The organism is Actinoplanes sp. NPDC020271 (assembly GCF_044388125.1).
In the GTDB taxonomy this organism is placed as follows: domain Bacteria; phylum Actinomycetota; class Actinomycetes; order Mycobacteriales; family Micromonosporaceae; genus Actinoplanes.
On record NZ_JBIRWQ010000011.1, the window covers coordinates 114,008 to 128,548 of the forward strand.

The following is a 14,541-nucleotide window of genomic DNA, read 5'->3' on the forward strand; positions in this document are numbered from 1 at the left end:
CATGGCCTTGCGCCGTGCACGGCCCGCGCGGGTGAGGTTATGACACCAGCGCCCGCTGCTGACAGGCAGTGTGGCAGCGAGGGCGGACCCGGCCCGGAAGGCGCGCCCGGCTGGCAGCGTTTGCGATTGCGCGGCTGAGCGTTCCGTGTGGGGGGAGACGTGGGAGGCAGGCTGAATCGCGCTACGGGACTCTCAGACGCCCGGAAGGGGTGCGTGCCCTCGCCAACTCGCTTCGGCGGAGTAGAATCGACAGCGACCGGGAAAACTGTGCTTGACGGTGTTCGGACTGCTACACGCAGCTACCTTCGTCACGCTACGCGGTTTTTCCAGCCGATCACGATCCGCGGGCAGCCCGCGGCGACCGGCGTGCACGGTTCCACCGGTGGTCCGCTCTTCCCGCGGTGTCATCAGCCGGTGCTTCGTGCACGCCGATCGCTGCTGGGCGCCTGCCAACCCCGTGCGGGGCCTTCCGGGTCCGGCGCGAGAAAGCGGCCGAGGGTGGCAGAGAACAATCAGGAGTACGGTGCCGATTCCATCACCGTTCTCGAAGGCCTTGAAGCGGTTCGCAAGCGTCCCGGCATGTACATCGGCTCGACCGGCGAGCGCGGTCTGCACCACCTGATCTGGGAGGTTGTGGACAACGCCGTCGACGAGGCGCTCGCCGGGTACTGCGACACCATCGACGTCGTCCTGCTGGCCGACGGCGGTGTCTCGGTCACCGACAACGGCCGTGGCTTCCCGGTGGACCTGCACCCCAAGCTGAAGAAGCCGGGTGTCGAGGTGGCGCTGACCGTGCTGCACGCCGGTGGCAAGTTCGACAACCAGGCCTACAAGGTCTCCGGTGGCCTGCACGGCGTCGGCGTGTCCGTGGTGAACGCGCTCTCCACCAGGATGGCGGTGGAGATCCACAAGAAGGGCTTCGTCTGGCGGCAGAAGTACAACCTGTCGATCCCCACCGAGCTGATCAAAGGCGAGGTCACCGAAAAGACCGGCTCGACCGTCCAGTTCTGGCCTGATCCGAACATCTTCGAGACGGTCGAGTTCGACTACCAGACGATCTACCGCCGGTTGCAGGAGATGGCCTTCCTGAACCGGGCGCTCACCATCAACTTCACCGACAGCCGTCCCGGGTTCGAGGATGAGAACGGTGAACCCCGCAAGGTCACTTTCATGTACTCGGACGGCATCGCGGACTTCGTCCGGCACCTGAACGCGACCAAGAACGCGATCCACAAGACGGTGATCCAGTTCAGCACCGAGGACGACGAGGCCGGCATGGGCGTCGAGATCGCCATGCAGTGGAACGAGTCCTACGGCGAGTCGGTCTACACCTTCGCGAACCGCATCAACACCCATGAGGGTGGCACCCACGAAGAGGGCTTCCGTTCCGCGTTGACGACCATCGTCAACAAGTACGGCATCGAGAAGAAGTTCCTCAAGGGCGACCAGAAGCTGTCCGGCGAGGACATCCGCGAGGGTCTCGCCGCGATCATCTCGGTGACCCTGCGCGAGCCCCAGTTCGAGGGCCAGACCAAGACGAAGCTCGGCAACACCGACATGAAGAGCTTCGTGCAGCGGGTCGCCAACGAGCAGCTGGCCGACTGGTTCGACCGCAACCCGGCCGACGCCAAGCTCATCATCACCAAGGCCGACCAGGCTGCCCGCGCCCGGATCGCCGCGCAGCAGGCGCGCAAGCTGGCCCGGCGCAAGTCGCTGCTGGAGTCCGGCTCGATGCCGGGCAAGCTGGCCGACTGCCAGTCGACCGACCCGCGTGAGACCGAGCTGTTCATCGTCGAGGGCGACTCGGCCGGCGGCTCGGCCAAGCAGGGCCGGTCCAGCAAGTACCAGGCGATCCTGCCCATCCGCGGCAAGATCCTGAACGTGGAGAAGGCCCGGATCGACCGGGTGCTGAAGAACAACGAGGTCCAGTCGCTGATCACCGCGATGGGCACCGGCATCCACGACGAGTTCGACATCGGCAAGCTGCGGTACCACAAGATCATCCTGATGGCCGACGCGGACGTCGACGGCCAGCACATCCAGACGCTGCTGCTCACGCTGCTGTTCCGCTTCATGCGGCCGCTGGTCGAGCAGGGTCACGTCTACCTGGCGGCCCCGCCGCTCTACAAGATCAAGTGGAACAAGCGGGGCGACGACGCGCAGTATGCGTACTCCGACCGCGAGCGGGACGGCCTGATCGAGCTGCGCCAGCAGAAGAAGCCGAACGCCAAGCCGGACGACATCCAGCGGTTCAAGGGTCTCGGCGAGATGAACTTCCACGAGCTGTGGGACACCACGATGGATCCCGAGACGCGGACGCTGCGCCAGGTCACCCTGGACGACGCCGCGGTGGCCGACGAGCTGTTCAGCGTGCTGATGGGTGAGGACGTCGAGGCCCGGCGGTCCTTCATCCAGCGCAACGCGAAGGACGTCAGGTTCCTCGACATCTGATCTTCCCGGGTTGCACTGCTGGTCACGTGTCCACAGCGAAGGGCACCTTTCCACAGTGTTATCCACAGCAGTTCGCGGGCCTTTGGCCGAATTTGTCTGGCTTCACCTTGAGTAAGGGTTAACAGTGACTGACATTCCCGAACCCCCTGACGGCGACGCTTCCCCGGAGGAAACCGGCGGCGGTGTGACCCAGCGCGTCGAGCCGGTGGGTCTCGAGGTCGAGATGCAGCGCTCGTACCTCGACTACGCGATGAGCGTCATCGTGGGGCGTGCCCTGCCGGACGTCCGCGACGGTCTGAAGCCGGTGCACCGCAAGATCCTCTATGCGATGTACGACGCCGGCTTCCGCCCCGACCGCGGGTACGTGAAGTGCGCGCGCGTCGTCGGCGACGTGATGGGCAACTACCACCCGCACGGCGACTCGTCGATCTACGACGCCCTGGTGCGGATGGGCCAGCCGTGGTCGCTGCGGTACCCGCTGATCGACGGCAACGGCAACTTCGGCTCGCCGGGTAACGACCCGCCGGCCGCCATGCGGTACACCGAGTCGAAGCTGTCCCCGTTGGCGATGGAGATGCTGCGGGACATCGACGAGGACACCGTCGACATGCAGGACAACTACGACGGGCGTACCAAAGAGCCGACGATCCTGCCCGCGCGCTTCCCGAATCTGCTGGTCAACGGCTCCGAAGGCATCGCGGTCGGCATGGCCACCAAGATCCCGCCGCACAACCTGCGGGAGATCGCGGCCGCCGTCCAGTGGTGCCTGGACAACATCGAGGCCGACGAGGCGACGATGCTCGAGGCGCTCCTCGAGATCGTCAAGGGTCCCGACTTCCCGACCTACGGCCTGATCGTGGGCCAGCAGGCGATCCAGGACGCGTACCGGACCGGCCGCGGCTCGATCCGGATGCGCGCGGTCGTCGAGGTCGAGGAGGACCAGCGGGGCCGGCCGTGCCTGGTGGTGACCGAGTTGCCGTACCAGGTGAACCCGGACAACCTCGCCGAGCGGGTCGCCGAGCTGGTCAAGGAGGGCAAGCTCACCGGCATCGCCGACATCCGGGACGAGTCGTCCGGGCGTACCGGCATGCGGTTGATCCTGGTCCTCAAGCGGGACGCGGTCGCCAAGGTGGTGCTGAACAACCTCTACAAGCACACCCAGCTGCAGGAGACCTTCGGCGCCAACATGCTGGCGCTGGTCGACGGCGTGCCGCGGACGCTGAACCTGGCGCAGTTCATCCGCTACTACGTCGACCACCAGATCGAGGTCATCCGACGGCGTACGGCGTACCGCCTGCGCAAGGCCGAGGAACGCGCGCACATCCTGCGCGGTCTGTCCAAGGCGCTGGACATGCTCGACGAGGTCATCGCCCTGATCCGGCGCTCGCCCACGGTGGAGGACTCCCGTCAGGGCCTGATGACGCTGCTCGACGTCGACGAGATCCAGGCCACCGCGATCCTCGACATGCAGCTGCGCCGGCTGGCCGCCCTGGAACGGCAGCGGATCCTCGACGAGCTGGCCAAGATCGAGCTGGAGATCGCCGACTTCAAGGACATCCTGGCGAAGCCGGAGCGGCAGCGCGCGATCATCTCCGAGGAACTCGGCGAGATCGTGCAGAAGTTCGGGGACGACCGTCGTACCCAGATCATCCCGTTCGACGGCGAGGTCTCCATGGAGGATCTCATCGCGCGCGAGGACGTTGTGGTGACGATCACACGAACTGGTTATGCGAAGCGCACCAAGGTCGACATGTATCGATCCCAGAAGCGCGGCGGGAAGGGTGTGAGTGGCGCCACCCTGCGACAGGACGACATCGTCTCGCACTTCTACGTGATCTCGACGCACGACTGGATGCTGTTCTTCACGAACAAAGGCCGGGTGTATCGGGCAAAAGCCTACGAACTGCCCGAGGCGAACCGGACGGCCAAGGGTCAGCACGTCGCGAACCTGCTGGCGTTCCAGCCGGACGAGCAGATCGCCCAGGTCATCCAGATCTCGAATTACCAGGTCGCGCCGTACCTTGTGCTCGCCACTAAGAATGGTCTCGTGAAGAAGACCCGCCTCGACGAATTTGACTCCAACCGCAGCGGTGGCATTATCGCCATCAACCTGCGGGAGGATGACGAATTGGTGGGCGCGGCTCTGGTGGCACCGGAGGACGACCTCCTGCTCGTGTCCAAGCATGCCCAGGCCATCCGGTTCAATGCGACCGACGAGGCCCTGCGGCCGATGGGGCGGGCGACGTCCGGTGTGATCGGTATGCGCTTCGGCGACAACGACGAGCTTCTCGCCATGGAAGTGGTGCGTGACGACATGGATGTGTTGGTCGCCACCAACGGTGGGTATGCGAAGCGCACGCCGATCGAGGAGTATCCGGTGCAAGGGCGCGGCGGCAAGGGGGTGCTCACCGCGAAGATCACCGAACGTCGTGGTGGACTTGTCGGCGCTCTGGTGATCAGCCCGGAGGATGAACTGTTTGCCATCACCAGCAATGGTGGTGTCATCCGGACTCCCGTGAAGCCTGTACGGCGCACACGGGATCGGAACACAATGGGGGTCAAGCTGATGGACCTCCCTGAAGGTGTAACCATCGTGGCGCTTGCTCGCAATGCCGACGAGCCTGACGAACAGGACTAGTTGATGCCGGAGACACAGGCGAAGTCGGGGGGCCCCGGGAGCTCATCGACTCCAGGCGATGCGGCGCCGAAGGATGGCGCCGCGACGACTGGACGAGAGACCGCTGGGCGCGCCGCTGTCCCCGCCGATGCCCCGTCCCCGCCGAAGTTCACCAGGGCGCCGGGCATGGCCCCGCCGCCCGGTGAGCCCGCTGCCGCACCGGAGGCCGACAAGCGGCCCGGTGGCCCTGCCGTGGCCAAGGCCTCGGCGGCGGTGCCGGTCGTGACCAAGGGCAAGGGTGCCGCGCCCGGGGCCGCTCAGGCGCGCCCCGCGACGGCGCCCGGCACGGTCACCGGCGGCACTGCGCGGCCGGCGGGTGCCGCACCCACGGTGACCCCGCCCGGCGCCGCGAAACAGCGCACCTCGCCGGTCAGCGGGACGGCCACGCCGGCCGGCCCGGGTGGGACGTCGGCGGTCGGGGCCGCCCGGGTCTCCGAAGCGGTTCGTTCGGCCCGTTCCACGGTGTCCTCGGCAGCCGCGCGCGGCCCGCGCCGGGCTCGCCTGAACCTCAAGCGGATCGACCCCTGGTCCGTCATGAAGTTCGCGTTCGCCGTCTCCATCGTGCTGTTCATCGTGGTGGTCGTCGCGACCTCGGTGCTCTACCTGGCGCTGGACACGATGGGCGTCTGGACGTCGGTCAACGACAGCCTCAAGGAACTGGTCAACGCGAGCGGCGGTGCGGAGACCGGCGGCGGCTTCCGGATCACCGCGTGGGGTGTCATCGGCACGTCGATGCTGATCGGCGCGGTCAACGTCGTGCTGTTCACGGCGCTGGCGACGCTCGGGGCGTTCATCTACAACGTCTGCGCCGACCTGGTCGGCGGCATCGAGCTGACGCTCGCGGAGCGCGACTGACCTTCCTGTCGGGTTGTGAGCCACCCCCGTTTTGGTGGCTCGCAACCCGATGCGGTAATGTTCTGTCCGCAGGTGAGGGGCTATAGCTCAGTCGGTTAGAGCGCAGAGCTGATAACTCTGAGGTCGATGGTTCGATTCCATCTAGCCCCACGAGCGATCGGGCGATCCTGTCCGCACGAATAGCGCGGACGTCGGGTCGCCCACTGTTTTGCTCGCACAGTTTGCGTCTCCCGTCCCAGAGTGGGGGTAGTTGATGCTGAAGAAGCTTCTGATCGTGGCGGCCGTGGTCGGTGCTGCTGCGCTGGTGGTCAAGAAGGTCAAGGCCTCCAGCGACGAGCGGGCCCTGTGGCACGAGGCGACCACCGCTCCTGATCTGCGCTGAGGCGCTGTCCGGGGCCCTAGCTCAACTGGCAGAGCACCGCCTTTGCAAGGCGGGGGTTAGGGGTTCAAGTCCCCTGGGCTCCACAGACTTCTCAAGCCCTCACCATCGGTGAGGGCTTCAGCGTTTTCCAGGCCTTCGTTTCCTGTCCGGACACGTCGCCGGCCCATCTCATTCTTTTCCGTACCGGTCGTCTCGATCTTTGGTCTACTGACTCGATGAGACGGCGGGTTCTTCTGGCGGCGGTGGTCCTGGCCCCTCTGGCCGGATGCGGTCGGTCGCGGACAGAACTGGCCAGCCAGACCCGGACAGATCTGACTGACATCAGCAGTGATCAAGGACACCAGTGGGTGGGTGCCGGCGGTCCGCTCGGGCGAGGTTTCTGCCTGACCATGGTGAGCGGGCTGCGGTCCGAGGCGGCCGTGAAAGCGATCGGCGGGACCATCTCCGAGCAGGTCACCTGGCCACAAGTGGTCGGGCCCGGCGACGGCGAGGAGAACGCCGCGCGGTACTTCCTCGGCGTGAGCGGGTTCGGCCGGTGGACGATGCTCCTTGAGGATGGGCCCGGTGGCCTGGGCATGAACGAGGACATCGCGGGGCCGTTGTCCACGGGGCGGACCGTGGTGGCGTACCGCGGGGACGGCGGCGGGCGTGGGACCCGGCGCGTCTACGAGCGCGGCCGGCTGGTGACCGACGTGACGGATCACACCGAGACGGCGATCACGTGGATCGAGAAGAAGACCCGGCTCAAGCTGAGCGGGGCGGTCCTCTCCAAGAAACTCTTCCTGCTGGTCACCGTTCCGAAGGTGTAGCTACGCATTTGCCCGATACGGGTCTGCCAGTTATCCACAGAGGAATGAAGGAAACCTGCGTCGGGGCACTCCGGCGGCTAGCCTGCGACTCGTGAGCGAACGAAGACGGGCCGCTGCCGTGATCGTGCGGGACGGCCGCGTGCTGATGGTGCACGAGCGCAGCCGGCGATCCGGGGGCGGCGAATGGTGGACCCTGCCCGGTGGAGGACTGGAGCCCGGCGAGACGGCCGAGGACGCGGTGCGGCGCGAGGTCTTCGAGGAGACCGGGCTGGTCGTCAGCGACCTGCGATATGTACTGGAAATGCCGTATCCGTCGGGGATGACTTCGGTCTTCGCGGTGACCGTCGCGGACGGGGAGCCACGAGCCGGGCGGGACGACGGGAAGGGGCCCGAGCCGCTCGGGCTGGACTGGTTGCCGGTGCCGGAACTGCCGATCGAGACCAGCGGGGTGCCGGTGCCGCCGCTGATGGTGGTGCTGCCGACGATGGGGCCGGTCGTGTAGCGGGCCGGGTCGGATCGTGGCTGACCGGGAGACCGACGAGAGCACCGGAGACGGGTGAAGTAGGCCCGGACGTGGCTGACCCGGCTCGACGAGTTGTCGAGCCGGGTCAGTAAGGATGTGGATGGTCGCCGGTGACTCAGGCGTTGGCGGACTCGGCAACGGACGGGGTGGCCGGGTCGCGGTCGGACGGTTGGGCCGGAGCCGGCTCCGGGAGCGATGGAGCGGCCGGCTCGGAGGCGGTCGGCGGGGTGACCGCCGCGGTGGTTCGGGTTGAGGCGGCGGTGACCGCCGCGGTGGTTCGGGTTGAGGCGGCGGTGATGGCGTGGTGGCGTTCGGCCACGAAGTAGGCGGCGGCCGCGGCGTAGCTGAAGGTCAGCAGAAGCCCCAGGACGCGTACTGAGACCGGCGGGTAGGGCAGCAGCGCGATCGTCAGCGAGGTGACTGCCCAGCTGGCCAGAAGCACGGTGTTGATCAGATCGTTGCGGCCCCAGCGGCCGGTTCGGCGGTGGGCCTGACGCTGGATCTCCACGGTGAAGGCGTGAGCCATGCCGAGTGCCAGGAGGGCCAGCAGGATCGTCGCGAATACCGAGTGGTGGCCACCGCCGACCGCTGCCATGGCAGTGGCACCCGTCATCAGGGCCAGGCCGCTGACGCTGCCGATTCGGGGTGCGCGACGTTCCAGGGTGAGCTCCTCCTCCACAACCTCAGACATTCGGCATGATCCGCAAGAACCTGAGGCAACGTGTTGAGGGCGGCGCAGTTCGCCTCAGGCTTGCGTGGGGGTGCTGGATGGGGCTCTGAGTGGCGGCCAGGTATCGGTCGCGCGGTCATATGGCCCTGGGGCCGGGATCGGGGTGATGATGGCGGGCGTGATGGGAAGCCTGCAGACCGAATCTGCTCAGTCTCGACCCGATCTGCTCGCGGCGCCGGTGGCCAAGGCGCTGGCCGTCTGGCCGGACGATGCGCCGGTCGACATCGATCAGGTGCTGGTCGCGCCGATCGATCCGAGTCTCGCCGACACGGCGGCATTCTGCGAGGCGTACGGCGTGACACTCGCCGAGTCGGCGAACTGTGTGATCGTGGCCGGCCGGCGCGGGGAGGTCACGAAGTACGCGGCTTGCATCGTCCTGGCCACCACTCGAGCGGACGTGAACGGCGTGGTCCGGCGGCACCTCGACGTGCGTAAGTGCAGCTTCGCGCCGATGGACGAGGCCGTGTCGCTGACCGGGATGGAGTACGGCGGGATCACCCCGATCGGGTTGCCGGCCGACTGGCCGATCCTGGTCGATTCCCGGGTGATCGCCATGCCGCACGTCATCGTCGGATCAGGGGTCCGGCACAGCAAGATCGCAGTGGCCGGGCCGGTCCTCGGTGCACTTCCCGGGGCCCAGGTCATCGAAGGGCTGGCCAAGGAAATCGACTGAAGTGATCAGCGTCTATAGCGTTTCACGTGAAACGCTATAGACCGGCATCTACGGCTTCGCGCCGGGTGATCTCGGCGAACGCGTCGAGCAGGGCGGCCGTCTCCTGTGCGCCCTGCACCGCGTATTTCCCGTCGATCAGCAGGAAGGGCACGGTGGTGATCGCCAGCTCGTGTGCCGCTGTGAGGTCGGTGACGACCGCGGCGGTGCCGGCATCCGACCTTAGGTAGGCGAGCGCGGCCGCGGCATCCAGGCCGATGGCCCCGGCTATCCGGGCCAGCGTCGGGAAGGAGCCGATGTCGAGGCCGTCGGTGAAGTGGGCGCGCTGGAGGGCGTCGAGCAGGTCGGCCTGGCGACCCTGGGTGGCGGCCCAGGCGATCAGGCGGTGCGCGGCGAGCGTGTTCGCGGCCAGGGCGCGGTCGAAGTCGAGGGTCAGACCCTCGGCAGCCGCCACGGCGGTGACGTGGGCCAGCATCTCGGCGGTGCGTTGCGGGTCGCCGAACACTTCCGCCATCGCCTTCTTGAGGGGTAGCGGCTGCGGCACGGGCGAGGCGTCCAGCTGGTACGCCCGGTAGGTGACGGTGACCTCGCCGGGCCATTGGGCGAGTGCCCTCTCCAGGCGGCGCTTGCCGATGTAGCACCACGGGCAGACGGCGTCGGACCAGAACTGGATGTCCACACTTCTCCGTTCGGGGAGTCAGCTCAGCTGCTCGGAGATCTGCCGCTTCAGCCGGGCCAGGATCGCCGTGCCACCACGGACCCGGAGCGGGCTGATCGCCTGGGCCAGGCCCATCCGGGCGTAGAGATCGTCCGGCACCGCGAGAATCTCCGGCGCGGTTGCGCCGGCCAGGCCCTCGGCCAGGATTCCGGCGAACGCGCGGGTGGTGGGTGCCTCCGGCGGGCAGTCGAAGAACGTCACGACCGTGGCGTCCGGCTGCACCTCGGCTTTGAGGAAGAACGCGGTCTGGCACTCCGGGACCTGCTCCATGCCGGCATGCCCGGCCAGCTCGGCCGGGAGCGGGGAGACCGCGTCGGAGAACTCCAGCATCATCTCCAGCACCACCTCGCGGGGAGCGGAGGCGAACTCCTCGACGATCTCGGCGAGCTTCGGCGGCATATCGGTCACGATGACCAACCTACGCGCTGAGCGCACACGTCGACGGCACCGGTGAAGAGGGCCGCGTCACTCCGGAGCGGCACGAAAGCCGTGGTCGCCTCGGGCGCGGCAGGGGCTGGGCCGGGCCGAAAGCGGCGGGGCCTGAGCCAGGCCGAAGACGGCAGCGCTGAGTCGAGCCGAAAGCGGTGAGGCCTGTGTCGGGCCGAAGACGGCAGGGCTGAGTCGGGCCGAAAGCGGTGAGGCCTGTGTCGGGCCGAAACCGGCGGGGCCTGAGCCGGATCGGGAGAGCAGAGCGACAGCGATCAGGCGACGGCCGAGGTGGGGAGCAGGGCGACGTCGCTGAGGCTCAGCAGCCCGACCACCTTGCGGTCGGTGTCGCAGACCAGGAGGCGGCGGACCGCACGCACGCGCATGGCCTGCACCGCCTCCTCCACCGTCGCGTTCTGCTCGATCATGATGAGTTCCCGGGTAGCGATCGAGCCGAGCGTGGTGGTCCGCGCGGGAAGGTTCTCGGCGATGGCACGGACCACGATGTCCCGGTCGGTGACGATGCCGGCCATGGTCGGCCCGTGGGTCACCACGACATCGCCGATGCCCTGGTCACGCATCGCCTGTGCGGCCTCGTCGAGCGGGGTGTCCGCGGGGAGGTAGACCACCCGTCGCGTCATCGCGTCAGCAACCAGCCTCGCCATGCCTGCACTCCCTCGCCGCCGTCGATACGTCGATTACTCCAGTTCTCCCACGACCAACCCCGGAACGTCCACAAGTGGCACGTCCTTTCGCTCATTCGTCCGGCGGTCACGCCATTCGACGTACCCCTCGGGGAGGCGGCGGCCGAGCACGACGGACCGGGGGATGCCGATCAGCTCGGCGTCGGTGAACTTGACGCCGGCCGAGACGTTGCGCCGGTCGTCGACCAGAACCCGGACCCCGGCCCGGGTCAGCGTCCGGCCCAGCTCCAGGGCGGCCTCGACCTGCCCGTCCTTGCCGGCGGCGACCAGGTGTACGTCGGCCGGGGCCACCTCGTCCGGCCAGAGCAGCCCGCGGACGTCGTGGTGCTGCTCGGCGATCGCGGCGACCGCCCGGGACAGGCCGATGCCGTAGCTGCCCATGGTCGGCCGGACCGGCTTGCCGTCGGCGCCCAGCACGTCCACCTCGAACGCGTCGGTGTAGCGGCGGCCCAGCTGGAAGATGTGCCCGATCTCGATGCCGCGCCGCATCGTCAAGGCGCCGTCGCCACAGGCCGGGCAGGGGTCACCGGCGCGGACCTCGGCGGCCTCGATCGTGCCGTCCGGGGTGAAGTCGCGGCCGGCCACCACACCGGTGGCATGTCGGCCCGGTTCGTTGGCGCCGGTCAGCCACGCGGTGCCGGGCGCGACCCGCGGGTCGGCCAGGTAGCGCAGCTTGATGCCCTGTGGCCCGAGGTAACCCTTGACCAGGTCGGGCCGGGACGCGAAATCGTCGAAGAGGGTGGCGGTGGCCGGGGCGAGCACGGCGTTGAGGCGCTTCAGGTCGACCTCGCGGTCGCCGGGGACGCCGATGGCGACCACCTCGTCCTCCCGGCCCGGGTGGTGGACGGTGACGACCACGTTCTTCAGGGTGTCGGCGGCGGTCCAGTCGGTACGCCCGGCCAGCTTGCGTTCGTTGGCGACGTCGACCAGGGCGGCGATGGTCGGGGTGTCCGGGGTGTCGTGGACGGCCGGCTCGGGTGTGGTGGCGGGATGCTCGGTGGGCACGGGCGTGGTGACGGCCTCGGTGTTGGCGGCGTAGTCACAGCTGGTGCAGCCGACGTACGTGTCCTCGCCCACCTCGGCGGCGGCCAGGAACTCCTCCGAGGCCGACCCGCCCATCGCTCCGGAGACCGCCGAGACGATCGTGTGCTCGAGGCCGAGCCGGTGGAAGATTCGCTGGTAGGCGGCGCGCATCACGGCGTACGCGGAAATCAGCTCTTGATCTGTCAGATCGAACGAGTAAGCGTCCTTCATCAGGAACTCGCGCCCGCGGAGGAGGCCACCGCGGGGGCGCGCCTCGTCGCGGAACTTCGTCTGGATCTGGAAGAGGCGCAGCGGGAAGTCGCGGTAGGACGATGTCATGTCCCGCACGAGGAGCGCGAACATCTCCTCGTGGGTGGGCGCGAGCAGGTGGTCGGCGCCGCGACGGTCCTTGAGCGTGAAGATGTCGTCGCCGTACTCCGTCCAGCGGCCGCTCACCTCGTAGGGCTCGCGCGGCAGCAACGCGGGGAACGCGACCTCCTGCCCGTCGACGGCGGTCATCTCCTCGCGGACGATCGCGGTGATCCGGTCCAGGACCAGCTTGCCGAGCGGTAGCCAGGTGTAGCCGCCCGGGGCGGCGCGACGGACGAATCCGGCGCGCACCAGGAGCCGATGACTCGGCACCTCCGCGTCCGTCGGCTCCTCACGCAGGGTTTTGAGCAGCAGGGTGGACATCCGAAGCAGCATGGTCGTCCACCCTAGAGCGGTCGCGGCACCAAATCACGTGCTTATTCAGGTGTCGCCAGCGTCACGTTCCGCTCTCTGCGAGTCAGGTGAAAACTGGCACCCACAGCTGAACAGCCGTTTGGGGGGAACGATGGCCTGGCGCAGTTTCGTGGCAATGGGTGACAGCTTTACCGAGGGTATGTGCGACGGGTATCCGGACGGCACCTACCGTGGGTGGGCCGATTTGGTCGCCACTCGGCTCGCGGTCGACTCCGGCCCCGACTTCGGATATGCCAACCTGGCGATCCGTGGCCGGCTCCTCGACCAGGTGATCGCCGAGCAGCTCGAGCCGACCCTGCGGATGAAGCCGGACCTGGTCAGCTTCGCGGCCGGTGGGAACGACATCCTGCGGCCCCGGGTCGACCCGCACACGCTGGTCGCGAGGATCGAGCCGGTGATCGCGCGGATCCGGGCGACCGGTGCCGACGTCATCATGTTCCGGTTCGCCGACGTCGCCGTGCACATCCCCGGTGGCCAGCGCATGATCAGCGCCCGGGCGGCGGTCCTCAACGACGGCTTCCGGGACATCGCCGAGCGGCACGGGGCATATCTGATCGACCTCTTCGCCGATCACGCATACCTGAACCGCAGCCTGTGGAGCGACGACCGGCTGCACCTGTCCGAGTCCGGGCACCGGCGGGTCGCCGGGCACGTGCTCAACGCGCTGGGTGTCGGCGTCGACGAGGAATGGATGCTGATCCCGCCGGCTCCGCAGGCCACGCCGTGGCGGCTGGCGCTCAGCGCCGACCTGCGGTGGGCCCGGGAACACCTGGCGCCCTGGGTGGGGCGGCACCTACGCGGCCAGTCGTCGGGCGACCTCGTCACGGCCAAGCGGCCGGTGCTGGCCCCGATCGACATTCGGTGAGGTAGCGCTTGTCACGGGCCCCACGTGGGCCCCGCGGCGAGGGCTAACGTGACAGGCATGTCCGTTCCGAACGATCCGGCGCAGGCGCTGCAGGCCTACGCGCACCCCGACAAACTGGTCACCACCGAGTGGCTCGCCGCGAATCTGGACACCCCCGGTCTGGTGGTCGTCGAGTCGGACGAGGACGTGCTGCTGTACGACACCGGGCACATCCCGGGCGCGGTCAAGGTCGACTGGCACCTGGAGCTGAACGACCAGGTCACCCGGGACTACCTGGACCCGGCCGCGTTCGCTGCGCTGTGTGCGGCGAAGGGCATCGGCCGCGACGACACGATCGTGTTCTACGGCGACAACTTCAACTGGTGGGCGTCGTACGCACTCTGGGTCTTCAGTCTTTTCGGACACCGCGACGTGCGTCTGCTCGACGGTGGCCGGCAGAAGTGGGTGGCCGAAAGCCGGCCGGTGACGCGTGACAAGACGACCCGCCCCACCGCGGAGTACCCGGTGCCGGTGCGCAACGACGCCGAGATCCGCGCGTTCCGGGACCAGGTGATGGGCCACATCGCCAGCGGCCGTCCCCTGGTCGACGTCCGCTCCCCGCAGGAGTACACGGGCGAGCTGACCCACATGGCGGCCTACCCGCAGGAGGGTGCGCTGCGCGGCGGGCACATCCCGGGCGCGGTGAGCAAGCCGTGGAAGTCGGCGGCGAACGAGGACGGCACGTTCAAGGCACACGACGAGCTGATCAAGATCTACCGCGACGAGCTGGGTCTGGAGACGGGCGACGACATCATCGCGTACTGCCGGATCGGCGAGCGGTCCAGCCACACCTGGTTCGTGCTGCGTCACCTCCTGGGGTACCCGCAGGTGCGCAACTACGACGGTTCCTGGACGGAGTGGGGCAACCTGGTCCGGGCGCCGATCGCCAAGGGCGGGGAGCCCGGCGGGCTCAGCTGATCTTCGA

At 68.1% G+C, this 14,541-nt stretch carries 14 protein-coding genes and 2 tRNA genes; 11 read left to right on the forward strand and 5 right to left on the reverse strand.

The features are described 5' to 3' along the window. Window positions 1–498: 498 nt before the first annotated feature. The 8 genes from gyrB (at window position 499) to ACH442_RS24330 (ending at window position 7,676) form a co-directional block, all read left to right on the forward strand. Window positions 499–2,451, forward strand: a complete 1,953-nt coding sequence (gene gyrB, locus ACH442_RS24295; protein ID WP_396340380.1) for a DNA topoisomerase (ATP-hydrolyzing) subunit B — start codon at window positions 499–501, stop codon at window positions 2,449–2,451. Between the two features lie 124 nt (window positions 2,452–2,575). Continuing rightward, the gene (gyrA, locus tag ACH442_RS24300; protein WP_396340381.1) at window positions 2,576–5,089 is read left to right on the forward strand and encodes a DNA gyrase subunit A; all 2,514 of its coding nucleotides are present in this window, start codon (window positions 2,576–2,578) and stop codon (window positions 5,087–5,089) included. Window positions 5,090–5,092: 3 nt separating this feature from the next. Further along, a complete protein-coding gene (locus tag ACH442_RS24305) occupies window positions 5,093–5,983 on the forward strand; it encodes a DUF3566 domain-containing protein (RefSeq protein WP_396340382.1) in 891 nt (296 codons plus the stop codon). Between the two features lie 76 nt (window positions 5,984–6,059). Continuing rightward, a tRNA-Ile gene (locus tag ACH442_RS24310) sits at window positions 6,060–6,133 on the forward strand. A 103-nt stretch (window positions 6,134–6,236) separates the two neighbouring features. Further along, on the forward strand, window positions 6,237–6,365 hold the full coding sequence (locus ACH442_RS24315) for a DLW-39 family protein (RefSeq protein ID WP_212847121.1): 129 nt from the start codon (window positions 6,237–6,239) through the stop codon (window positions 6,363–6,365). A gap of 10 nt (window positions 6,366–6,375) precedes the next feature. After that, window positions 6,376–6,448, forward strand: a tRNA-Ala gene (locus ACH442_RS24320). A gap of 264 nt (window positions 6,449–6,712) precedes the next feature. After that, window positions 6,713–7,174, forward strand: coding sequence for a DUF6461 domain-containing protein (locus tag ACH442_RS24325; RefSeq protein WP_396340383.1), 462 nt, complete (start codon window positions 6,713–6,715; stop codon window positions 7,172–7,174). A gap of 91 nt (window positions 7,175–7,265) precedes the next feature. Further along, the gene (locus tag ACH442_RS24330; RefSeq protein ID WP_396340384.1) at window positions 7,266–7,676 is read left to right on the forward strand and encodes an NUDIX domain-containing protein; all 411 of its coding nucleotides are present in this window, start codon (window positions 7,266–7,268) and stop codon (window positions 7,674–7,676) included. A 136-nt stretch (window positions 7,677–7,812) separates the two neighbouring features. Here the strand turns inward: ACH442_RS24330 and ACH442_RS24335 are convergent, their stop codons facing one another. After that, window positions 7,813–8,388, reverse strand: coding sequence for a hypothetical protein (locus ACH442_RS24335; protein ID WP_396340385.1), 576 nt, complete (start codon window positions 8,386–8,388; stop codon window positions 7,813–7,815). Between the two features lie 160 nt (window positions 8,389–8,548). Here ACH442_RS24335 and ACH442_RS24340 point away from each other — a divergent pair, with 160 nt between their 5' ends. Continuing rightward, window positions 8,549–9,100 (forward strand): YbaK/EbsC family protein, encoded by a 552-nt coding sequence (locus ACH442_RS24340; protein ID WP_396340386.1) that lies wholly within the window; start codon window positions 8,549–8,551, stop codon window positions 9,098–9,100. Window positions 9,101–9,134: 34 nt separating this feature from the next. Here the strand turns inward: ACH442_RS24340 and ACH442_RS24345 are convergent, their stop codons facing one another. From ACH442_RS24345 to ACH442_RS24360, 4 genes are all read right to left on the reverse strand, one after another. After that, on the reverse strand, window positions 9,135–9,776 hold the full coding sequence (locus tag ACH442_RS24345) for a DsbA family protein (protein WP_396340387.1): 642 nt from the start codon (window positions 9,774–9,776) through the stop codon (window positions 9,135–9,137). A gap of 18 nt (window positions 9,777–9,794) precedes the next feature. Continuing rightward, the gene (locus ACH442_RS24350; RefSeq protein ID WP_396340388.1) at window positions 9,795–10,223 is read right to left on the reverse strand and encodes a SufE family protein; all 429 of its coding nucleotides are present in this window, start codon (window positions 10,221–10,223) and stop codon (window positions 9,795–9,797) included. Window positions 10,224–10,516: 293 nt separating this feature from the next. Next, window positions 10,517–10,906 carry a CBS domain-containing protein gene (locus ACH442_RS24355; RefSeq protein ID WP_396340389.1) on the reverse strand — a complete coding sequence of 130 codons (390 nt, stop codon included), beginning with the start codon at window positions 10,904–10,906 and terminating at the stop codon, window positions 10,517–10,519. Between the two features lie 33 nt (window positions 10,907–10,939). Then, a complete protein-coding gene (locus ACH442_RS24360) occupies window positions 10,940–12,673 on the reverse strand; it encodes a proline--tRNA ligase (RefSeq protein WP_396340390.1) in 1,734 nt (577 codons plus the stop codon). Between the two features lie 130 nt (window positions 12,674–12,803). Between ACH442_RS24360 and ACH442_RS24365 the strand changes: the two genes are divergently transcribed. Further along, window positions 12,804–13,577: an SGNH/GDSL hydrolase family protein gene (locus tag ACH442_RS24365; protein ID WP_396340391.1), complete on the forward strand. Its 774-nt coding sequence runs from the start codon at window positions 12,804–12,806 to the stop codon at window positions 13,575–13,577. Between the two features lie 57 nt (window positions 13,578–13,634). After that, entirely contained in the window at window positions 13,635–14,534 is a 900-nt protein-coding gene (locus ACH442_RS24370; RefSeq protein ID WP_396340392.1) for a sulfurtransferase, read from the forward strand. Window positions 14,535–14,541 lie beyond the last annotated feature (7 nt).